Source organism: Haloechinothrix alba, assembly GCF_900188115.1.
GTDB classification, from domain to species: domain Bacteria; phylum Actinomycetota; class Actinomycetes; order Mycobacteriales; family Pseudonocardiaceae; genus Haloechinothrix; species Haloechinothrix alba.
Genome location: NZ_FZNW01000003.1, coordinates 228,192 through 249,222, shown reverse-complemented (window position 1 = coordinate 249,222; position 21,031 = coordinate 228,192). Strand labels below are relative to the sequence as shown.

General features: G+C 68.5%; 19 protein-coding genes. 8 read left to right on the top strand and 11 right to left on the bottom strand.

All coding sequences use genetic code 11. From position 1 onward, the window contains the following. Positions 1-39 precede the first annotated feature (39 nt). Positions 40-1,107 carry a selenide, water dikinase SelD gene (gene selD / locus CHB84_RS03880; RefSeq protein WP_089300069.1) on the bottom strand — a complete coding sequence of 356 codons (1,068 nt, stop codon included), beginning with the start codon at positions 1,105-1,107 and terminating at the stop codon, positions 40-42. A gap of 62 nt (positions 1,108-1,169) precedes the next feature. Next, positions 1,170-2,441 (bottom strand): MFS transporter, encoded by a 1,272-nt coding sequence (locus CHB84_RS03875; protein ID WP_089300068.1) that lies wholly within the window; start codon positions 2,439-2,441, stop codon positions 1,170-1,172. Positions 2,442-2,555: 114 nt separating this feature from the next. On the opposite strand from CHB84_RS03875, the gene CHB84_RS03870 reads away from it, so the two are divergent. Then, the gene (locus CHB84_RS03870) at positions 2,556-3,230 is read left to right on the top strand and encodes a TetR family transcriptional regulator (RefSeq protein ID WP_217898455.1); all 675 of its coding nucleotides are present in this window, start codon (positions 2,556-2,558) and stop codon (positions 3,228-3,230) included. Here CHB84_RS03870 and CHB84_RS03865 read toward each other — a convergent pair. Next, positions 3,227-5,038 (bottom strand): DUF4873 domain-containing protein, encoded by a 1,812-nt coding sequence (locus CHB84_RS03865; RefSeq protein WP_089300066.1) that lies wholly within the window; start codon positions 5,036-5,038, stop codon positions 3,227-3,229. The genes CHB84_RS03870 and CHB84_RS03865 overlap by 4 nt on opposite strands. Then, on the bottom strand, positions 5,035-5,931 hold the full coding sequence (locus CHB84_RS03860) for an AurF N-oxygenase family protein (protein WP_089300065.1): 897 nt from the start codon (positions 5,929-5,931) through the stop codon (positions 5,035-5,037). The genes CHB84_RS03865 and CHB84_RS03860 overlap by 4 nt, the downstream gene beginning before the upstream one ends. A 121-nt stretch (positions 5,932-6,052) precedes the next feature. Here CHB84_RS03860 and CHB84_RS03855 point away from each other — a divergent pair, with 121 nt between their 5' ends. Continuing rightward, positions 6,053-6,757 carry a TetR/AcrR family transcriptional regulator gene (locus tag CHB84_RS03855; RefSeq protein WP_245818533.1) on the top strand — a complete coding sequence of 235 codons (705 nt, stop codon included), beginning with the start codon at positions 6,053-6,055 and terminating at the stop codon, positions 6,755-6,757. A 35-nt stretch (positions 6,758-6,792) separates the two neighbouring features. Here CHB84_RS03855 and CHB84_RS03850 read toward each other — a convergent pair whose 3' ends face one another. From CHB84_RS03850 to CHB84_RS03830, 5 genes are all read right to left on the bottom strand, one after another. Continuing rightward, positions 6,793-7,890, bottom strand: coding sequence for an ABC transporter ATP-binding protein (locus CHB84_RS03850; RefSeq protein ID WP_089300063.1), 1,098 nt, complete (start codon positions 7,888-7,890; stop codon positions 6,793-6,795). Positions 7,891-7,923: 33 nt separating this feature from the next. Continuing rightward, a complete protein-coding gene (locus tag CHB84_RS03845; RefSeq protein ID WP_089300062.1) occupies positions 7,924-8,925 on the bottom strand; it encodes a zinc-dependent alcohol dehydrogenase family protein in 1,002 nt (333 codons plus the stop codon). Next, the gene (locus CHB84_RS03840) at positions 8,926-9,705 is read right to left on the bottom strand and encodes a carbohydrate ABC transporter permease (RefSeq protein ID WP_245818541.1); all 780 of its coding nucleotides are present in this window, start codon (positions 9,703-9,705) and stop codon (positions 8,926-8,928) included. Positions 9,706-9,819: 114 nt separating this feature from the next. Beyond that, the gene (locus CHB84_RS03835) at positions 9,820-10,761 is read right to left on the bottom strand and encodes a carbohydrate ABC transporter permease (RefSeq protein WP_089300061.1); all 942 of its coding nucleotides are present in this window, start codon (positions 10,759-10,761) and stop codon (positions 9,820-9,822) included. Continuing rightward, complete coding sequence (locus CHB84_RS03830) at positions 10,761-12,125, bottom strand: ABC transporter substrate-binding protein (RefSeq protein ID WP_089300060.1); 1,365 nt, start codon at positions 12,123-12,125, stop codon at positions 10,761-10,763. Before CHB84_RS03830 ends, CHB84_RS03835 begins: the two co-directional genes overlap by 1 nt. Positions 12,126-12,267: 142 nt before the next feature. On the opposite strand from CHB84_RS03830, the gene CHB84_RS03825 reads away from it, so the two are divergent. Continuing rightward, positions 12,268-13,242: a sugar-binding transcriptional regulator gene (locus CHB84_RS03825; protein WP_089300059.1), complete on the top strand. Its 975-nt coding sequence runs from the start codon at positions 12,268-12,270 to the stop codon at positions 13,240-13,242. Between the two features lie 48 nt (positions 13,243-13,290). After that, positions 13,291-14,706 (top strand): xylulokinase, encoded by a 1,416-nt coding sequence (gene xylB / locus CHB84_RS03820; protein ID WP_089300058.1) that lies wholly within the window; start codon positions 13,291-13,293, stop codon positions 14,704-14,706. A 17-nt stretch (positions 14,707-14,723) separates the two neighbouring features. Here xylB and CHB84_RS03815 read toward each other — a convergent pair whose 3' ends face one another. Then, positions 14,724-15,749: an NAD(P)-dependent alcohol dehydrogenase gene (locus CHB84_RS03815; protein ID WP_089300057.1), complete on the bottom strand. Its 1,026-nt coding sequence runs from the start codon at positions 15,747-15,749 to the stop codon at positions 14,724-14,726. 7 nt (positions 15,750-15,756) lie between these two features. Continuing rightward, positions 15,757-16,821, bottom strand: coding sequence for a LacI family DNA-binding transcriptional regulator (locus CHB84_RS03810; protein ID WP_245818532.1), 1,065 nt, complete (start codon positions 16,819-16,821; stop codon positions 15,757-15,759). Between the two features lie 126 nt (positions 16,822-16,947). Between CHB84_RS03810 and CHB84_RS03805 the strand changes: the two genes are divergently transcribed. From CHB84_RS03805 to CHB84_RS03790, 4 genes are all read left to right on the top strand, one after another. Further along, positions 16,948-17,880 (top strand): carbohydrate kinase family protein, encoded by a 933-nt coding sequence (locus CHB84_RS03805; RefSeq protein WP_217898454.1) that lies wholly within the window; start codon positions 16,948-16,950, stop codon positions 17,878-17,880. A 325-nt stretch (positions 17,881-18,205) separates the two neighbouring features. Beyond that, on the top strand, positions 18,206-19,138 hold the full coding sequence (locus CHB84_RS03800; RefSeq protein ID WP_089300055.1) for an SCO4651 family lipoprotein: 933 nt from the start codon (positions 18,206-18,208) through the stop codon (positions 19,136-19,138). A 103-nt stretch (positions 19,139-19,241) separates the two neighbouring features. After that, positions 19,242-19,586 carry a tRNA-binding protein gene (locus CHB84_RS03795; protein ID WP_089300054.1) on the top strand — a complete coding sequence of 115 codons (345 nt, stop codon included), beginning with the start codon at positions 19,242-19,244 and terminating at the stop codon, positions 19,584-19,586. A gap of 142 nt (positions 19,587-19,728) precedes the next feature. After that, complete coding sequence (locus tag CHB84_RS03790; protein ID WP_089300053.1) at positions 19,729-21,027, top strand: MFS transporter; 1,299 nt, start codon at positions 19,729-19,731, stop codon at positions 21,025-21,027. Positions 21,028-21,031 lie beyond the last annotated feature (4 nt).

Below are 21,031 nucleotides of genomic sequence, written 5' to 3'. Positions count from 1 at the left end.
ATGACGCTTTCAGTCCACGAGACGGACTGAAAGCGTCATTCAGCGCACAACGGTGACGTGGCCGGGGGTGCCTGCGGCGGCACGGCCGATCACCGCAGCGGGGAGGTTCTTGCCACGCAGCTCGGCGACGACAGCCGCGCTGTCCGTCCCGGAGGGAACCGCGATCAGCATGCCGCCGGACGTCTGGGCGTCGTGCAACAGCACCGCCATCTCGCTGTCGACGTCGTCTGCGACGCTGACCACGGAGCTGAGGTGGTCGGTGTTGGCCTTGGTGCCGCCCGGAACGAAGCCCGCGGCGACCGCGTCGACCGCGCCGGGCAGGGTGGGGACGGCAGAGGAGTCGATCTCGGCTGCGACGCCGCTGGCACGCGCCATCCGGTGCAGGTGGCCGAGCAGGCCGAAGCCGGTCACGTCGGTGGCCGCCCGTGCCCCCGCGCTCGAGGCGACCGCGCCGGCGTCGGCATTGAGCGTGGTCATCGAGTCGACCGCACCGTCGATCCACTCCTTGCTGGCGCCTCCCGCCTTGATCGACGTGGCGATCACCCCTGTGCCCAGCGCCTTGGTGAGCACAAGCTCATCACCGGCCCGCAGCTGATCGATCTGGAAGAGCTGGTCCGGGTGCGCCAGGCCGACGACGGCCATCCCGTACTTGGGAACCGCATCGTCGATGGTGTGCCCGCCACCGATGAAGCAGCTCGCCTCGCGCGCCACGTCGGCACCCCCGCGCAGCACGTCGGACAGCATCTCCATGGGCACGTCGTTGCCCGGCCACGCGGTGAGGTTGACCGCGATGATCGGCCGCCCGCCCATCGCGTACACATCGGACAGGGCGTTGGCCGCCGCGATCCGGCCCCAGTCGTAGGCATCGTCCACGATCGGGGTGAAGAAGTCGGTGGTCAGGATCAGCGCGCGGTCGTCGTCGAGGCGATAGACCGCGGCGTCGTCACCCTCCGAGGCGCCGACCAGCATCTCCCCTGTGGCCGACTCCAGGTTCGCACCGAGCGAGGAGAACATGCTCTCCAGCTTGGCCAACGGCAGCTTGCACGCGCAGCCGGCCCCCTGGGACAGCGAGGTCAGCTTCATGGCCGGCTCAGTGGAGGAGTTCATGCTGGCATTCTCCCGACGTACTCGGCGAACTGGATGGCTGCACAGCGACGCTAGCAGTGCAGTCACCGATCATGTAAGGGTGCGGTCGGGCGATCGACATCATCATCACAGGCAGCCGCGGCCGCAGGCTCTCGGGTACGTCTCGTGCTGCTCACCGCGACATCGGGGTCGCGAACGGTCGAGGCGAGCAACAGGACCAGGATCAGCGAGGAGAGCCCTGCCGCCACGAGATACCCTGTGCTGATCGACACAGCCCCCATCAGCGGCCCGAACAGCAAGGGCGAGGCGAACTGGCCGATGAACATCGCCGTGGCGGACAGCGAGGTGGCCCTGCCACGTTGCTCGGCAGGAGGCGTCTCACCGATCAGCACCGTGATGGTGGGAAGCAGGAGGCCGTTGGCGAAACCGAACAACGCGGCTGCGACGAGCAGGATGGCGGGGACACCGACGGTACCGAGCACGCCGAAGGCGGCTACCCAGCACGCCGCTGTGATTCGCAACATCGCCGCGTAGTCCAACCGGGCTCGCAACCGCCCGTAGGCCAGCCCGACCACGCCGGCCGCGATCGACATGGCCACCATGAACAGCGAGACTCGCAGGGGCTCGTGTACCCCGAGTTCGGCGAGGCGCTGCGGGATGAACACCGCCAGCGAGTACATCAGCAGCCCGGTCGTGAGCATGAGGCCGTACCACGCGAGCAGCGCGGGGTAGCGCCGCAGCATCCGTACCGCCCCGCCCTCCGGCTGCGCTTGCCGATCCTGCCCGGCCGCCTCGTCGGGCAGCGTGACCAGGGTCGCCACTCCGAGCGGTATCCCGATCAGGTAGATCGCGAACGTCGCGTGCCAGGACAACCCGCCGAGCGCGCCACCGAGCAGCGGCCAGACCAGCCCACCCAGGGTGGTCGCCGTCGTCCGCCACCCCATCACCCTGTCACGCTCACCGTCGCGGTACAGCGTCAGCATCGCCACGGTCGTACCGCTGAACACCGCCGCGGCGCCGACACCGAGCATCAGCCGGCTCGCGATCAGCAGGGGGTAGGACGTCAACACCGTGCCCGCTCCCCCGGCGAGCCCGTAGAGCACCAGCCCTGCAGCCATCGGCAGCCGCACGCCCCACCGGTCGATGGCGCGGCCGATCAACGGGCTGAACAGCGCGATGGCCAGGCCGTGCGCGGTGATGACCAGTCCGGCGGCAGTACCGTCCACGTCGAGGTCGTTCCGGATGACCTCGAGCACGGGCATCACGATCGCGCCTGCCATCACGCCGAGCGTCGAGGCGAGCAGCAGCACCGCCAGCGCGGCCGGATACGCCACCGGCGTGGAGTGTCGTGTCATCAGTCCCCCTGGCCGATTCGCCCGAGCAATAATGTCATTCAGTGGCAGTTTACACTTACTGTCACAATATGGCGAGTGGCGTGTCCCGCACCGCGCCCTCGTTACGCTGAGGTGGTGACCCCGCGCATGCCGGCGAACCCCGACCGCGACCTCCCCCTGCGGGAGCGCAAGAAGCTCCGCACCCACCGCGCCCTCGTGGACGCGGCACTCAGGCTGTTCCTCGAGCGCGGTTTCGACGAGATCACCCTCGACGAGGTCGTCGACGAGGTCGAAGTCTCCAAGCGCACGTTCTTCCGCTACTTCTCGAGCAAGGAGGACGTCGCGACGGCCGCGGAAACCGAGCTGTGGGACGCGTACGTCGCCGGGTTCGCCCGCACCCCGCTGGACGGTCCGGTGCTGGCGACCCTCCGGCGGGCACTGGTCTCGGCGCTGGAGGGGATGGACGCCGAGTGGGAGCGACGTTTCATCGCCACTCGAGGCCTGATCGCGCGCACCCCGGCGCTGCGCGACCACAGCAACGTGTGCTCGCTGCGAACCCAGGAACGACTTGTCGAGCAGATCGAGTCGAAGCTGGCCGTGGACAGCCGTGCCGACGTGCGGTTGCGCCTGCTCGGCGAGCTGGCGGTCGGCGCGTGGCGCTGCGGCGCCAAGAACTGGGTCAGGCAGGAGCGGCACAGCGAACGCAAGGGGCACGGCGCGCGCGACACGCTCGTGAGCCGAGTGGTCGAGGCGTTCGACGCGCTACCGTCCGCAGTGGTCATGACGCCCGAGGCCGCGGAAGGAGACTAGCTCCCCGCAACCGGTGAGCCTGTCACCTCCGTCCGCTCGATCTCCTCCAACGACTCGACGGGGAACGGGGGGATTCCCGCACCGCTGATGCGCACGTGCCCCCAGGGATCCACCTCGACAAGCCGAGCGTGCACGGGTTCGCGCCCCGGCAGGGTGAGCATGACCCGCCGGTTGGCCCGTTTCCACGCGATCACCGCGTCGTCGGCGGCGACCCGGCCGTACCAGTGGAACGCCCCGTCGATCGGTTCGAGGTGCCCGGACAGCGTGACCGTCACGGGCAGCTCCTCCGTGCCGGCGGCCAGCGTGGCGGGTCCGTGATAGGCATGCTCCGGTTCGCGGTCCGCGGCCGAGGTCCACTCGAAGTGCTCCGGGTTGAGCCGCCGCATCCGGCGCCAGTACGAGACGCTCGAGCCCGGCCAGGCCGCGCGGTTGGCGCCCGTGTCGTCCAGGTACCAGCTGTCGCAGCCACCGGTGTTCCACACGCTTCCCGCGAGCTTGCCGTGCACCCACCGGTTGAACTGGCGCTGCACCGCGGCACGGACCTCGATTCGGGTAACGTCCCGCTGCTCCATCTGTCGCAGGCACTGCACGATGTAGCCCGCCTGTGCCTCGATCATGAACACGATGGACTGGTTGCCGCCGCCGGAGTTCGGCCCCAGCATCAGGAAGAAGTTCGGGAACCCGGCCACCGCGATCCCCTGGAAGGCCTCCATGCCGTCCCGCCAGGCTTGCTGGATCGTCAGGCCACCCTTGCCGACGATGCGCTCGGCGGCGAACCGGTCGCTCACGGCGAAGCCCGTGGCGTAGACGATGGCGTCGAACTCCCGCTCGGAGCCGTCGTGGGTACGTATCCCGTCCGCGGTTATCTCGGCGATCCCTCCGGTGACCAGCTCGACGTTCTCGCGTTGCAGCGCGGGATAGTAGTCGCTGGAGATCAGGATCCGCTTGCAGCCGATCGTGTAGTCCGGGGTCAGCGCGCGCCGGAGCCCGGGATCGGCAACCTGGCGTCGCAGCTGGCCCTTGGCGATCGCCTCGATACGCCTCATCAGGCGCGGGTGCAGGAACCCCAGGATGAGGGCCTCGTGGATCCAGTAGATCGCGTAGCGGTACAGCCTGCGCAGCCCGGGGACCACGCGGAAGGCGAGCCGTTCGGTACGGGTCAGGCGTCTGTCCCATTTGGGTAGCACCCAGTGCGGTGTGCGCTGGAACACCGACAACCGCTGCGCGTCCCTCGCCAGCCGCGGGACGAACTGCACGGCGCTGGCTCCGGTCCCGATCACCGCCACGCGCTTGCCGGCGGTGTCGTAGGAGTGGTCCCACTGCGCCGAGTGGAAGCTCTTCCCGCGGAAGCGGTCCCTGCCGGGAACCTCGGGAGCCTTCGGCTGGTGCAGCGGTCCGGGAGCGGCCACCACGATACGCGGGTAGTAGCTCCGTCCGCCTGCTGTCCGCACGTGCCACCGGTCCGCGTCCTCGTCGAACTCGTAGGAGGTGACCTCCGTGCCGAACTCGATGTGCCTGCCGAGGCCGTAGCGCCGCACCACGCGGCGAAGGTAGTCGAGTATCTCCGGTTGCCGGGCGTACATGCGCGTCCAGTGCGCGTTCGGCGCGAAGGAGTACGAGTACATCAGCGAGGGGACGTCGCAGCTGCATCCCGGGTAGGTGTTCTCCCGCCAGGTGCCACCGAGCTCATCGGCCTTCTCCAGGATGCGGAAGTCCTCGAAACCTGCCTCGGCGAGCTTGATGGCGGTGCACAACCCGGCGAAGCCGGCTCCGACGATGATCACCTGTGCGCGCGTGTCGGCGGTCATGCGATGAACCCCCAGCGCTTCCACATGTACCGGGCGGCAGGCCGCATCATGCCTACGCTCTCCAGGAAGTTCCCGAGATCGGCGAACCCGTACCGCCGGGCCTCGGCGAAGTACGGGTTGTTCAGGGCCTGGCTCTTGGCCTCCTTACCGTCCAGACCGGCGCGCGAGTACATGTGCCGGTTCGTGAACAGGGCCGCGAACAGCGGGGCACCGATGCCCATCAGGTTGCCGGTGTATTCCCGTTCCCACCGGCTCATGGAGGGGGCCGTCCTGGCCAGGGCCTCACGGGCGAACCGGATGTGCCTGGCTTCCTCGGTCACGTGGATCCGCATCATCCGCGACACCAGCGGCTCGAGCTCGGGGGCGTCCACCATCCGCCGCTGCAGGGCGTCGAAGATCTCCTCCCCGATCAACGCGGCCACCCACACGAACGAGCGCCTGATGGCGGTCGGCAACGCCGTGACGCCCAGCAGGCCGAGCCCGCGCAACCGGTAGGGCCGCGCGCCTATCCGGTCGATGAGCCGCCCGAACATGACCATGTGCCGGCATTCGTCCCCCATCTCGGTCAGGGCGTAATGGGCGTGGCGGTCCGTGGGGTCCTCGGCGAGTAGCTCGCGCAACAGCATCCTGTTGAGCACGTTCTCGAACCAGATCCCCGCGCTCAGCACGTTCGCCAGCTCCTGACGGGAGAGCTCCCTGCGCTGCGCGTGGTTCATGCTCTCCCACAGTGGCGTGCCGTACAGCGAGATGACCCGCTCGGGCAGGAACAGCTTGCTCTCGTCCAGCGGGGCGTCCCAGTCGATATCCACGACAGGCTCGTAGGACCGTTTGACCGACCCGCTGAGCAACCTCTCGGCGACCTGCTCCCGCGTCACGTTCCCGTTCTCGGCCATCGCAGCTCCCTTGCTCGCACGGCCACTGTTGACCCGTTACCAACCGTCACACATAGATTAGTGTGACATGTTGTCACAGTCAATGACCGGACGGCCGAGCGAGCGATGTAGAGTGGCAGCCGTGCTGGATACGGTGAACACGACCAAGGACGCACGCGTCGACGGGCGTACGACACGCTGGCAGGAACACAAGGAACAGCGCCGCACGGAAGTCGTCGACGCGGCGCTGCGCGCCATCGAGGAGGAGGGCACCGGCGTCAGCGTGCGGCGCATCGCGCAGCGGCTGGAGCTGCCCCGCCAGGTCGTCTACCGGCACTTCGACGGCCGCGAGGACCTCGACGAGCACGTTCGCCGCCGCATCGTGGACATGCTCCTCGCCGAGCTGACGCCGGTACTGTCGCCGGACGGGACGCTGAGCGAGGTCATCCGGCACGCGGTGGGTACGTATGTGAGCTGGATCGAGCGGCACCCCCACCTGCATCACTTCCTCGTCGCCGGATCCAGCGACAAGCAGGTTCTCGCCTCGCAGGCGATCAGCGGCGCGCGCACGGCTGTTGCCGCGCGCGTGGAGGATCTCGTCGGCCGCGCGCTGGCGCGTTACGACGGCGATCCCCGGCTCGCACGGCCAACGGCATTCGGCGTGCTCGGGTTCGTGGACGCGACGGTGAACAGCTGGCGCGCCGATCCGAACGAGAGGTCGTTGAGCGCGGGCCAGCTCACGACCTACCTGACGACGGCGCTCTGCTCGATGCTGTCGGGCACGGCTCGCGCCCTGGGGGGCGAGCTGGACGCGGACACCTCGCTCGGCTCGCTGCTCGGCAGGTGAGGTCTTCGGGTGCGATCCACCCGCGGTGCCGCGTATCAGGAACTCAGTCGCTCTCCCGTGACCGGGGAGAACGCGTGCTCGTGGCCGGCACGCACCCGAAGGTGCACGGTCTCCCCCACGCGCGGCGGCCGAGCCGGGTCGATACGGGTCACGATGTCCGGATCACCGGCATGGTCGGTTCCGGCGATACTGCAGTACAGGTAGGCATCGGCGCCGAGCTCCTCGACCAGCTGCACGGATGCCGTGAACCCCTCGGAAGGGCCGACGAGATCGACCGATTCCGGGCGGAACCCCAGCAGGACTCGATCCAACCCCTCATCGGCCAGCGCGGCTCGCAGCTCGTCCGACACCTCGACATCACGATCTCCGATCCGGGCGTGCCCGTCGTGCACCGCGAACTCCCGGATGTTCATCGCGGGCGAGCCGATGAAGCCTGCCACGAAGGCGTTGGCAGGGCGCTGGTAAAGCGCCCGGGGTGAGTCGCACTGCTGCAGCACCCCCTCGTTGAGCACCGCCACTCGATCCCCCATCGTCATCGCCTCGACCTGGTCATGCGTGACGTAGACGGTGGTGACCCCGAGCCGCTTCTGCAGCGCAGCGATCTGCGAGCGAGTCGACACGCGGAGCTTGGCGTCCAGGTTCGACAGCGGCTCGTCCATGAGGAACGCCTGCGGCTCACGCACGATCGCGCGTCCCATCGCGACACGCTGGCGCTGACCTCCGGAGAGCGACTTGGGTTTGCGGTCCAGGAACGGCTCCAGGTCAAGGATCCTGGCGGCCTCCCTGACGCGCCTACGGCGCTCCTGCTTGGGCATCTTCGCCATTTCCAGGGCGAAAGCCATGTTCTCGGCCACGTTCATGTGCGGGTAGAGGGCATAGGACTGGAACACCATCGCCACGTCCCGTCGGCCGGGGGCGAGCGTGGTCACGTCCCTGTCCCCGATGCGGATCGCGCCCTCGTCCACGTCCTCCAGGCCGGCGAGCATCCGCAACGACGTGGACTTTCCGCACCCGGACGGGCCGACCAGGACCAGGAACTCCCCGTCCTCGATACTGATTTCCAGGCCGTCGACAGCCGGACGTTCCGACCCGGGATAGAAGCGGGTGGCCGCCTCGTAGGTGATCGTTGCCATGACGGCGTGTCCTTCCTGTTATCTCCTCGGCCGCTAGGGTCGAGCGGGATTGATCTGCAACTTGCGGCCGAGGCCCTGCCGGAACGCCTCGATGGCCTCGGCGTAGTCCTCGAGCGCGAAGCTGTGGCTGAGCATCGTCGCCGCGTCGACGGCGCCCGCAGACATCAGGGCCACCGCGCGTTCGAAGCTGTGCAGCACGGCCATGCTGCCGACGATGGTGATCTCGTCGTTGTACACGCGAAACGGTGAGAACGAAGCGGAGGCCTCGGCAGCAGCGACCCCGAATACCTCGAAGGTGCCGCCCCGCCGCACCCGCCGGAGACCGTCCTCGATCGCGGGTACCGCACCGGTGCAGTCCACCACGACCTCCCAGCCCTGCGGCCGATCGAGCTCGTCGGCGTCTCGCGCGACAGCGTCGGCACCGAGCGCCGCCGCGACATCGAGCCGATCGGGGTTGAGGTCGACCACGGACACGCTGGCGGCGCCTGCCCGCCTGGCCAGCTGCGCCATCATCAGGCCCATCGTTCCCGCCCCGTACACGAGGTAGTGCTCACCCATGCGGCAGGGCAGCAGGTCGAACCCGTGCACGGCACAGGACAGCGGCTCGATGAGCGCAGCATGCTCGAGCGACATCTGCTCGGGAATGCGCTGGCAGTTGGCCACCGGAGCCAGCGCGTACTCGGCGCACGCGCCCGAGGTCGTCACTCCGATCGCGCTCCACCGTTCGCACAAGTTCTCCCTGCCGAGCGCGCAGTAGTGGCACTCCGCGCAGAACAGCGAGGGATCCACGGCGACCCTTTCTCCCTCGGCAACCTCCGTGACCTGCGAACCGATCGCCACGACCGTGCCTGCGAACTCATGCCCCGGGATGATCGGATACGGGGTCGGGGCGAACTCGCCGTCGAGGATATGCAGGTCCGTGCCGCAGATACCCACCGAAGCGACCTCGATGACCACCTGGCGCTCCTCCGGAGCCGGATCGGCGACGGAGCTGACCGAGACCCGGCCTGGAGTTTCTATGACAGCAGCGCGCATTCACTTCACCGCCCCGAGGGAAAGACCACGAACCAACCATTTCTGGGCCACCCACCCGGCGAGGATCACCGGAAGGGCCGCCATCATCGACGCGGCGGACAGCTGCGCCAAGAACAGCCCTTCCGCCGTGATGAAGCCGGTGAGAAACACCGGCACGGTAGCCGCCTTCGTAGAGGTCAGGCTCACCGCGAAGAAGAACTCGTTCCACGCGAAGATGAAGCAGATCAGCGCGGTCGCGGCCACCCCTGGAGCGATCATCGGCAGTATGATGCGTCGTATCTCGGTGCCGATACTCGCGCCGTCGACGCGCGATGCCTCCAGCACCTCGGCAGGCAGCTCGACGAGGAACGACCGGATCATCCATACCGCGATCGGCAGGTTCATCACGGTGTACACAACGGACAGCATCGTGACGTTGTCGAGCAGTCCGATGTTGTTGGCGATGATGTACAGCGGCAGGATGATCGCGACCGGCGGCATCATGCGGGTCGAGATGAAGAAGAACAGCGCATCCTTCCATCGCCGCACCGGAGCCAGGGACAGGGCGTAGGCTGCGGGGACGGCCAGGACGACCACCAGAACCGTGGACAGGACCGATGCGGTCAGCGAGTTCAGGAAGTACGGCAGGAAGTCGCGACCCAGGATCGCCCGGAACTGGTCGAACGTCGGCACGAACAACCATGTCGGCGGCGTCGTCGAGGCCTCGCTCTCGTGCTTGAAGCCGGTGAGGAACATCCACAGCACGGGGAAGAAGAACACCAGCCCGACCGTCCAGGCCAGCGCCGCGACGCCGAGCGAGCGCGGTCGCCGCGTGCGGCGCCGGGCCGCCGCCGCCCGCTCGCTGTGCGAGGCCTCGCCGGATGCCGGTGGTGTCGGGGCGGTCTCGAGCACGGCTCACCCCTCCTCTCGGAACAGGTTCAGGATCACCCGGAGAGCGAAGATCGCGATCACGATCGTGCCCGCGACGACGATGACCCCGGCTGCCGCGGACTCACCGACCTCGAACGCCCGGAACGTGCGCTGGTAGATGAAGTACGGCAGGTTCATCGTCGCCTGCCCCGGCCCACCCTGGGTGATCAGGAAGATCGCGTCGAAGGTCTGCACGATGAAGATCGAACCGAGCAGGATCCCCAGTTCGATGAAGCGCCTCAGGTGCGGCAGGGTGATACGTCGGAACGTGGCGAACGCGCGCGCGCCGTCAACCTTCGCGGCCTCGAGCACCTCGGGGGACTGGCTCTGCAGCCCGGCGAGCACGATCAGCATCATGAACGGCGTCCACTGCCACGTCATCATCAGCACGATCGAGAACATGGGCAGCTCGCTGATCCAGTCGATCGGGCCGACTCCCACCAGAGAGAGGAACCAGTTCAGCAGGCCGTAGACGGGGTCGAACATCGCGTGCTTCCACAGCAGGGCCGCCACGGCAGGCATCACCAGGAAGGGCGTGATCAGCAGCGTGCGCACCACGCTCCGCCCCAGGAACGCCTTGTCCAGCAGCACGGCGAGCGCGACGCCGAGTGCGATGGACAGCGTGACCGTGCTGGCGGTGAGCACCACCGTGTTGAGCACGGCCGTACGGAAATGCTCGTCACCGAGAATGTCGGCGTAGTTGGCGAACCAGACGAACTCGATCGCATCCCCGCGCAGCAGGTTGCGGGAATGGAAGCTGTAGTAGACCGTGCCGAGCAACGGCACCTGGGTCAGCACGATCGTCAGCACGAGCGCCGGTAGAAGCGGGATGCGGCGCTTGAGTCGCTCGACGGCTGTGGGCGTGGTCGACCGCGCCGGTGCCGCCGCTCCACCGGCGCGGCCATCGACCACTGGTGGTGCGCTCATCACCCGGAGTACCCGCCCGACTCGGCCGTTTCCTCGGCATAGGACTGCGCCTTGTCCAGGGCCTCGGTCACCGATTGCCTACCGGCGATCGCCGCTGAGATCTCCTGCGAGACCCGCGTTCCCAGGTCCTGAAACTCCGGGATCGCGATGTACTGGACGCCGACCCACGGCTGCTCGTGCAGCCCCGGCTGGTTGACGTCGACTCCCTCGATGGCCTCCAGCGTCGGCTCCGCGAACTCGCCTGCCTCCTCCTGGTACTCGGGGATCTCGTAGGTGGACGCGCGGCTGCCGGGCGGTACGCGGGTCCAGCCCAGCTCCTCGCCGACCAGCTGGATGTACTCCTTGGACGTCGCCCAGGAGATGAACTCCCACGCCGCGTCCTTGCGCTCGGATGTACTCGGGATCGCCAGCGACCAGGCCCACAGCCAGCCACCGTGCTCGGTTTCCTGCACCGGTGCTTGCGCGTAGCCCATCCTGCCCGCGGCGTCGCTCTCGTTCGGGTCTTCGAGCGAGCTGGCACCGACGGTCGCGTCGTACCACATGGCCGCGTCACCCTGGCTGACCGCCGTCATGCACTCGGTGAACCCGGAGTTCGCCGCCCCCGGCTGGCCGTGCTCGCGCACCAGGTCGACGTAGAACTGCACGGCCTCGGTGGTCTCCTCGGAAGTCAGTTGCGCATTCCAGTCCTCGTCGTACCAGCGCCCTCCGAAGGTATGGATGATCGTGTTCAACGGGGCGAGAACCTCGCCCCACCCCGGAAGTCCGCGCAGGCAGATGCCGGCGGTGCCCGACTCCTCCTCGTCCAGCTCGGCGGCGAGCTCGGCCACCTCCTCCCACGTCGGCTGCTCGGGCATCGTCAGCCCGGCCTCGTCGAGCAAGTCCTCGCGATACATCAGGAAGGACGACTCACCGTAGAACGGTGCGGCATAGAGCGTGTCCTCGTAGGACAGTGCATCGCGCACCGGCGTGAGGATGTCGTCGACGTCATAACCGTCCTCCGACGCGTACTCGTCGAGTGGTTCGATCCACTCGTTCTCCGCCCAGATCGGGGTCTCGTAGGTACCGATCGTGACGATGTCGTACTGCCCGGCCCCGGTGGCGATGTCCTGGGTCACCTGGTCACGCAGCTCGTTCTCGGGAAGAGTCACGAACTCCACCGAGATGTCGTGCTCGGACTCGAACTCCGAGCTCAGCTGCTCGATGTCTTGCATCTGCGGGTTTCCGACCGTGGCGATCGTGATGGTCTCGCCGGACCCACCACCACCGCCTCCGGCTCCGGCGCACGCGGGTACGGCCAGCACGACCGCGCTCAGCGCGACGCCGTACGCGGTGCGGAGCCGGGTCGATCTGCGTCTGCTCTGCATGGGACCTCCTCGTCCGTGGCGCTCATACGAGCAATGAACTGAGCAACTGAGCGCATGAGCTATTGCATAGTGACCTGTGGCACCCGTCAAGAGATCGTGCAATAATGAGCGCAATTGCGCTCTTATGAGCAGGAGTGTATGGATGCCAACCGAAACCCGAAGCCGGGAGCTGCGCCCCGGGGAGTTGATACGCGCCGCCACCATCGCCCGCCGCTACTACATCGACGGCGTGGCCAAGGTCGACATCGCGAACGAGTTCGGCATCAGCCGGTTCAAGGTCGCGCGCGTGCTGGACGAGGCACGAACCGCCGGCCTGGTCCGCATCGACATCGCAGTGCCCGCCGAGATCGACCCGGAGCTCTCCGACACACTGCGCAGGGAGTTCGGGGTGACCGAAGCCGTGGTCGTCGCTTCCGCCGAGGAGTCGCCGGCCGCGATCCGCGGCGACGTCGCCAGGATCGCGGCCGACTACCTCACCGAGGTCGTCGCAGAAGGAGACGTCATCGGACTCGCGTGCTCCCGGACCCTCCAGGACATGGCGCGCGCGTTGACGACGTTGCCCCGGCTCACGGTCGTCCAACTGACCGGAGTACACCCCGGCGGGGTCGAGGAGAACTCGGTCGAGCTCGTACGGCGGGTCGCCAGCCTCGCCCGCGGCCCCGCGTTTCCCGTCTACGCCCCGCTCGTCGTGGCCGACGCCGCGACAGCCCACGGGCTGCGCGGTCAGCCCCAGGTCGCCGACGCGATGCAGCGCTACAGCGACCTCACCAAGGCCGTCGTCGCCATCGGCTCGTGGGACCCGCCCGACTCGCTCGTGCGGGACTCGCTGACCAGCAGGGAGGGCGCCGAACTTCGAGAGCGGGGTGCCCGGGCCGAGGTCTGTGCCCGGTTGCTCGGCGAGGACGGCCGGATGATCAGCGGTCTGGACGAACGTGTCATCGCGATCACCGCGGCCGAGCTTCGACAGGTACCCGAGGTCATCGCGGTGGCCTGTGGCACGCACAAGTCCGCGGCCGTGCGAGCCGTGCTCGAAGCCGGACTCATCACGGCGCTGGTGACCGACTCCGGTACGGCCCGCGCCGTGCTCGCCGAGCATGCGAGCCGGCCGGGCCCGTGACCGGACGGACCCGCAGACCAGCGACCAGGCACCGAAGGAGGCGTGGCAGTGACACCGGAAACACCGGCCGAAGGCGCGCTCGTGGCAGGTATTGACAGCTCGACCCAAACCTGCAAGATCGTCGTGGTTGACGCCGCATCCGGTCAGGTGGTCCGCGAGGCACGGGCACCGCATCCGGATACCACCGAGGTCGACCCCACCCACTGGTGGCAGGCCTACACGGCGGCCGGCGCGGGGGTGCTCGACGGGGTACACGCCATCGCGGTGGCCGGCCAGCAACACGGTATGGTGGCTGTCGACGACAGCGGCGACACCGTCCGACCCGCCCTGCTGTGGAACGACACGAGGTCGGCCGGCGCCGCGGCCGACCTCATCGCCGAGCTCGGTGGACCGGACGAGTGGGCACGGGCAGTCGGCAGCGTCCCTGTCGCGAGCCTGACAGTGAGCAAGCTTCGGTGGCTCGCCGAGCACGAACCCCGCAACGCAGCCAGGGTCGCCACCGTCTTGCTGCCACACGACTGGCTGACGTGGCAGCTCACCGGGATGGGCGCCGAACCAACCACTGACCAGGGCGATGCTTCCGGCACGGGGTACTTCTCCCCGGCGCAGCGCCGCTACCGAGACGATATCGTCGGGCTTGCCTTCGGCAGGAACATCGCACTGCCCCGGGTCGCGGAGCCGGCCGAGCTGGTCGGGCACCTGCCGTCCGGCACCGCCGTCGCCGCAGGCACCGGCGACAACATGGCGGCGGCACTCGGGCTCGGGGCCGAGATCGGCGACGTCGTGGTGTCGGTCGGCACCAGCGGCACGGTGTTCGCGGTGCACGATCACGCGCTCGCCGACGAGACCGGAACGGTGGCCGGCTTCGCCGATGCCACCGGTCGGTTCCTTCCCCTGGTCTGCACGCTCAATGCTGCGCGGGTACTCACCGCGACAGCCACGATGCTCGACACCGACCTCGCCGGGCTCGACCGGCTCGCACTGGCGGCTCCGAGCGGGTCGGGCGGCCTCGTCCTGCTTCCCTACCTGGACGGTGAACGGACGCCGAACCTGCCAGAGGCAGCCGGATCCCTGCACGGCTTGCGCAGGGACGCCATGACGCAGGAGAACGTGGCCCGCGCCGCCGTCGAAGGGATGCTGTGCGGGCTCGCCGACGGGCTGGACGCACTGCGCGAGCAGGGCGTGACCGTGCGGCGGGTGCTGCTGATCGGTGGCGGCGCGCGATCGGCGGCGGTCCGGGCCGCCGCACCGACCGTGCTCGGTGTCCCCGTAACCGTTCCCACTCCCGGCGAGTACGTCGCCGTGGGTGCCGCTCGCCAGGCCGCGTGGGCGCTCGCGGGGACCGAACAGCCACCCGAATGGCCGGTCACTGCGACCACGACGATCGAAGGTGGTGACGAGGCTGCCGGTCGCGCCGTTCGCGGGCAGTACGCCTCCGTGCGTAGCCGGGTGTACGGGAGCTGATCCGCGCACGCTCATCGCTACCCCAGCACGTCCATCGACGGGCGCACGATCGCCTTGACAGCCTTGTCGTCGCGACGGCCGTAGTTCAGCGCCGACTCCACCTCATCGAGGCTGAAGCGCGCGGAGACCAGCCCGGCGACATTGACCCTGCCGGACGCGACAAGCGCGATCGCGGTGGGCCAGGTATTCGCGTAACGAAACGTTCCGGCGACCGCGATCTCACGTTCCTGCACATGCGACAGTGACAGCGGGATTTCCTCGGCACCCATCCCGACCAGTACCACCCGCCCCGCACGCGCCACGGTCCGGATCGCCTCGGTCGTAGCGCCAGGGTTGCCGGAACACTCCAGTAGGACCGTCGGTTCGAAACCGGTGTCACGCACCGCCGTCGTGCCGACGTCGATCACGTCCCCGCAGCCGAGCTCGCAGGCAAGGCGCAGGCGATGCGGGTTCACGTCGGACGCGAGGACCTCTGTGGCACCGAACGCCAGCGCGGCCTGCGCGGTCACGAGCCCGATCGGGCCCGCTCCGCTCACGAGCACCCGGTCACCGGGGCCGACGCCTGCCTTGCGACAGGCCCACACCCCGACGGACAACGGTTCGAGCAGTGCAGCCTCGTCGTCACTGATGGTTTCCGGTACCGGGTGCGCGAACCCCTCGTGCACGGTGACGTACTCGCAGAAAGCGCCGTCGACCGGCGGTGTCGCCATGAACCGGACCGCGGAACACAGGTTGTACCGGCCGCTCCGGCACTCGGCGCAGGTGAAGTCGGGCACCCCCGGCTCGATCGAGACACGCTGACCGACCCGGTGTCCGGTGACCTCGCTACCGAGCGCGGCCACGGTCCCGGACGCCTCGTGTCCGAGCACCAATGGCTCGGTGACGACGAAGTTCCCGACCCTTCCGTGCTCGTAGTAGTGCACATCGGATCCGCACACGCCGACCGAACCGACCTCGACCAGCACCTCTCGCGATCCTGGTCGCCGAACATCCCGCTCGACGACCTCGACGTCCTCGACCCCTCGCAGTACCGCGGCTCGCATCGCGGCCTCACTCCCCTTCCCCGTGTGGCGGTGGCGGGATCTCGCCGGACCCGCGCGGGACAAGCCGCACGGGTACGCTCACCCGCGCGTACTCCTCGCCAGGGTTGTCCAGACGGGTGAACAGCTGGTCCGCGCTACGCTCGCCGATCGCCTCGATGTCCTGCGTGATCACGGTCAGCGCCGGTCGCAGCAGGTCGGCCAGATCGAGATCGTCGAAGCCGACCACCGCAACGGTCTCCCGCAGCCCCAGTGCCTGCAGCGCGTGCAGCGTCCCCACCGTGATGAGGTTATTGCCGCACACCACAGCCGTAGGCGCGGCATCATCCTGCTGGAACATCCCCGTAGCCGCGCGGTAGGCAGCGGAGGCATCCGTCAGTTCCGTACGGACCCATCCTGTGTCGGGTTCGGCGTCGAGCTCGGTCATCGCCGCCCGGTAGCCCGCGAGCCGTCGCTCCGCGGTGTGCACGGACTGCCGGTCACCCAGATAGCCGATCCGGGTATGACCGTGCCGGGCGAGGTGCTCCGTGGCCTGCTGCACGCCGATCTCGTTCTCCGAGACGACGGCGTCGGCCGTGATCTTCTTACCCGGACGGTCGATGAACACCACCGGCGTACCTCGCTCGCGCTCGGCGGCCAGATAGGACTGGTCCGTGCCGGACGGCACGACAAGCAGGCCGTCGACCCTGCGCGAGCAGAACTCACCGACGATCTCGCGTTCGCGCTCGGCAACACCGTCGCTGGATCCCACGAGTACCAGGTAGCGCCGTCGCAGCGCGTGGTCCTGCACGACCCGCGTCAGCTGTGACGCGAAGGGGTTGGCCAGATCCTCCACGACAAGGCCGATCGAGGCGGTGCGCTGATCGCGTCGCCGCACGCTGCTGGCCATCGAGTTGCGCCGGTACTCCACACTGGCCATCGCCTCGAGCACGCGGTCGCGCATCTCCGGACGCACGTTCGGTTCGTCGTTGAGCACCCGCGAGACGGTCTTGATGCCTACGCCCGCTCGCGCCGCGACGTCCTTGATCGTCGGTGCGCGTGCAGGTGTCGCATCGACTGCACCAGGATCGTTCACCATGACCGTCCTCACGTTGATCACGTTGTCGACAACGTTGTCAGTAGCTCGAAAGTGTGGCACGCTTCACTCAGCACGTCAATGCCTTGCCCGGACCCGGGGGCGCTACAGGAACGGAGGCCCAGAGTGATTACCGTGGTGGGAGAAGCGCTGCTCGACCTGGTTTCCAATGGCGAGCGCGACGTATTCACCGCGCACCCGGGCGGGAGTCCGGCCAACACCGCCGTCGGGCTCGCCAGGCTGGGGCTCCCGGTTACTCTGGCGACGCAGCTCGGTGACGATCTCGCCGGCCGGTTGGTGCGCGAGCACCTCGGATCCAGCGGTGTGGCATTGCAGTTACTCCCGAGCCCGGCGCCGCAGACCAGCCTGGCGCTGGCGGCCGTCGACGACGATGGTGGTGCCACCTACGACTTCCGGCTCAGCTGGGACGTCGCCGGCATCCCCCGGCTGCCACCGGAGTGCGTCTGCGTGCACACCGGCTCGCTCGCGGCCGCGCGCCCACCCGGATATGCAGCGATCGACGAGTTGCTTCGCACGTACGGGCCGAGCCGCGAGATCTCCGTCTCGTTCGACCCGAACATCCGGCCTTCGCTCATCGGATCACGCGAGGACGAACGACGCCGGATGGAACGCCAGGTACCCCACTGCGACATCGTCAAGGTCAGCGCCGAGGACCTCCATTGGCTCCACCCCGGTCAGGAGGCGGCCGCCATCGCCAGGCGATGGCTGTCGTGGGGACCAGCGCTCGTGATCGTCACGCTGGGCGCCGATGGCGCCTGGGCCCTCAACCATGCCGCCGACACGCGCGTCGGATCGATCCCGGCCACCGTGATCGACACCGTGGGTGCCGGCGATGCCTTCTCCGCGGGCCTGCTCGCGGCACTGCACTCGACCGGCCTGCTCGGCGTCGGCAGTCACGGCCTGCTTGCCGCGATGGACGAGGGCGCCCTGCGCAGCGCGGTCACCCATGCGGCGCGAGTTGCCGCGCTGACCTGTTCACGAGCCGGCGCGGACCCGCCAACCCGGCAGGAACTCGAGAACTGGCACTCGCGTACCTGACGCAGGAAGCGCTCGATAGCCTCCCCGGCCGGATATAAAATTCACGTCAAATATATTCGCCGGGCGTCGCTTTCTGGACAAATATGGCCTCCGTAATTCGCACAAACCGGAAAACGGCGAGTCATCCTGCATCGAATTGCTTCACCCGGTTTCGAACTCCGCGCGTACGCCTGGCACTATCGCGAGCAGTACCGTGATCGAGCGATGACGACGGCGTTGCGCACAGCCCTGCACCGTGCGGGCGCGAAACGCCTCCGTTGGAGTGGGTGACGGATCGAGAAACAGCCTGACGCACGAATAGGGACCCCGCACGCAGGAGAATGATATGCGCAAATCACTCGTGACAGCCGGAATCCTCGCTTTTGCCCTGGCGGTGAGCGGCTGCGGCGGCGACGGCGGCGGCGGTGAGGACTCGGACGACACGTCCGCCCAGGAGGATCCGAACAGCGCCGCGGACATCGCCCTCGCCGCGGGCGAGCAGGCCAAGGAAGAGGGGTCAGCCAGCTTCGACCTCGAGATGGATATCAGTGGCCAGACGGCCGGTGGGCAGGGTCAGTACCGGCACGGCGACGAGAGCTCCGCGGTCGACGTCACACTGGACGCAGGCGGGCAGGAAACGGAGCTCCGCCAGGTCGGCGATGCCGTCTACATGAAGCTTCCCGAGCAGATGCAGTCCGCGGTGGGAACCGACGCACCGTGGCTCGACCTCACCGAGAGTCCCCAGGTGGCACAGATGTTCGGCGGCATGGACCAGCTGCCCCGCCAGGCCGACCCCGCCGGCGTGCTCGGCCAGCTCAAGGAGGCAGGCACGATCCTGGACACCGAGGAGATCGAGGTGGCAGGCGAGCAGGCTACCCGGTACAAGACGGAGGTCCACATCGGCGAGCTCGAGGAGAACCTCCCGATGGGCATGACCCGGGAGGCTCTGCAGTCCCTGCAGCAGTCCGGCATCGAGTCGTACCGGGTCAACCTCGACGTGAACGAGGATGACCTCCCCATGCAGGTCACCATGAACCTGACGGAGCTGTACGCTGCGGCCGCGGAGTCGATGGGCCAGCAGGGGCAGCAGCAACAGGCACCGGAGGGCGAGTCCGTCATCACGGTGAACTACTCCGACTGGGGCGAGCCGGTCGAGATCGAGGCGCCCCCGGAGGAGGAGATCGGCGAGATGCCCGAGATGCCCCAGCAGCAGCCAGGGCAACAGCCGGGACAGGAGGGCCAGCAACCGCAGCCCGAGGGTGAGGGCGAATCCAACTGACCCGGCTTCGACCACCGCTGACGCCGGCTGTGCCCGAAGCCGGACGCCGGTCCCCGGACGTCCCACCCGCGCTTCGCGCACAGCCGGCGCTAGGCTTTACGGAATGGACGATTCTCCGAAGCCGGATGCGCCCGATGCCTTCCCCGCAGTCGACATGCGGGTCGGCCGCGTCACCGAGGTGCAGCCCTTCCCCGAGGCACGCTCCCCCGCATGGAAGATCGCCGTGGACTTCGGTGTCCTCGGCCACCGGTGGACGAGCGCCCAGGTCACCCACTATTCCGCCGAGGAGCTGATCGGGCGGACGGTCGTGGGCGCGATCAACCTCGGGCGCAAGAGGATCGCGGGGTTCACCAGCGAGTTCCTGCTGCTCGGGGCCGTCGGTACCAGCGGAGAGGTCCGGCTGTTACGGCCCGACGACGGCGCCGACCCCGGTGACCCCATCGCCTGATCCCGGCGCTCACCGGGCGCCTGGGCGCGCGCGTGCGAAACTAGTGAGCTACGCTAACGGCAGTGCACGCGGCAAGGTTCACCCCGGCAGCCGCGCACGGGTCGCCCGGCGCGGCGCCGATCCGTAGTCGGGTCGAGTTCGCGTGAGCCGCACGTTCCACTCGCTGCGTCATCGCGACTACCGCCTGTACTGGTCCGGGATGTTCGTGTCGAACATCGGCACATGGATGCAGCGGGTCGCCCAGGACTGGCTGGTCCTCGTCGTCCTCGGCGGTGGTGCCCAGGCGGTCGGCATCACCACGGGCCTGCAGTTCCTGCCGTTCCTGCTGGTCGCACCCTTCGGCGGCCTCCTGGCCGACCGGCTGCCGAAGCGAACGCTGCTGCTGGCCACGAACAGCTTCCTCGGCGGGCTCGCCCTCGTGCTGGGAACGCTCGTACTCGCGGGCGCCGCCCAGATCTGGCACGTCTACGTCCTCGCCTTCCTGGTCGGTGTCGGCAACGCGCTGGACAACCCCGCCCGGCAGGCTTTCGTCTCCGAGCTGGTCGGCCAGGCCGACGTCACCAACGCGGTCGCGCTCAACAGCGCCTCGTTCAACGGCGCCCGCCTGATCGGGCCCGCCGCCGCCGGGGGGCTGATCGCGCTGATCGGGACGGGGTGGCTGTTCGTCATCAACGGGCTCTCGTTCGCCGCACCGATCACGATGCTGCTGATGTTGCGCCTCCCATCCACCCGCGCAAGCCCGGCCGACGGTGACACCACGGGCCCTCTCGGGCGGCTGCGCGCCGGCGTCGCCTATGTCCGCTCGCGTCCCGACCTGGTCATGGTGCTGACCATCGTGTTCGGCCTCGGAACGTTCGGGATGAACTTCCAGATGACCATGGCGCTGATGGCCACCGAGGTCTACGACCGCGGGCCGGAGGAGTACGGGCTGCTCGGCTCGATCCTGGCCGTCGGCACGCTGTCCGGTGCCCTTGTCGCGGCACGCAGGCGGCTACCCCGATTGCGCCTGCTCGTCGGGGGGACCGTCCTGTTCGGCGTACTCGCCGTGGCCGCGGGCTCGATGCCGACGTATGCGACGTTCGCGCTCACCCTCGCACCGATCGGCGTACTCGTGATGACGGTGCTCACCGTGGCCAACGGGTACATCCAGACCACGGTGGACCACCACATCCGCGGGCGCGTGCTCTCGCTGTACATCACCATCCTGATGGGCGGCACGCCGGCGGGCGCACCGGTGATCGGCTGGCTCGCCGACACGCTCGGCGCCCGGTGGTCCCTGCTCGCCGGTGGCACGCTGACCGCACTGTGCACGGCTCTAGCGGTGGCCGTCTTCGCACGGCACGCCACGTTCCGGGTACGTCCCCGACTGCGGCCGCTCCCCCATATCGCCGTCACACACACCCGGCGCGCGACCGGCTCCGGGTCGCGGGATGCCGCCTGATGGA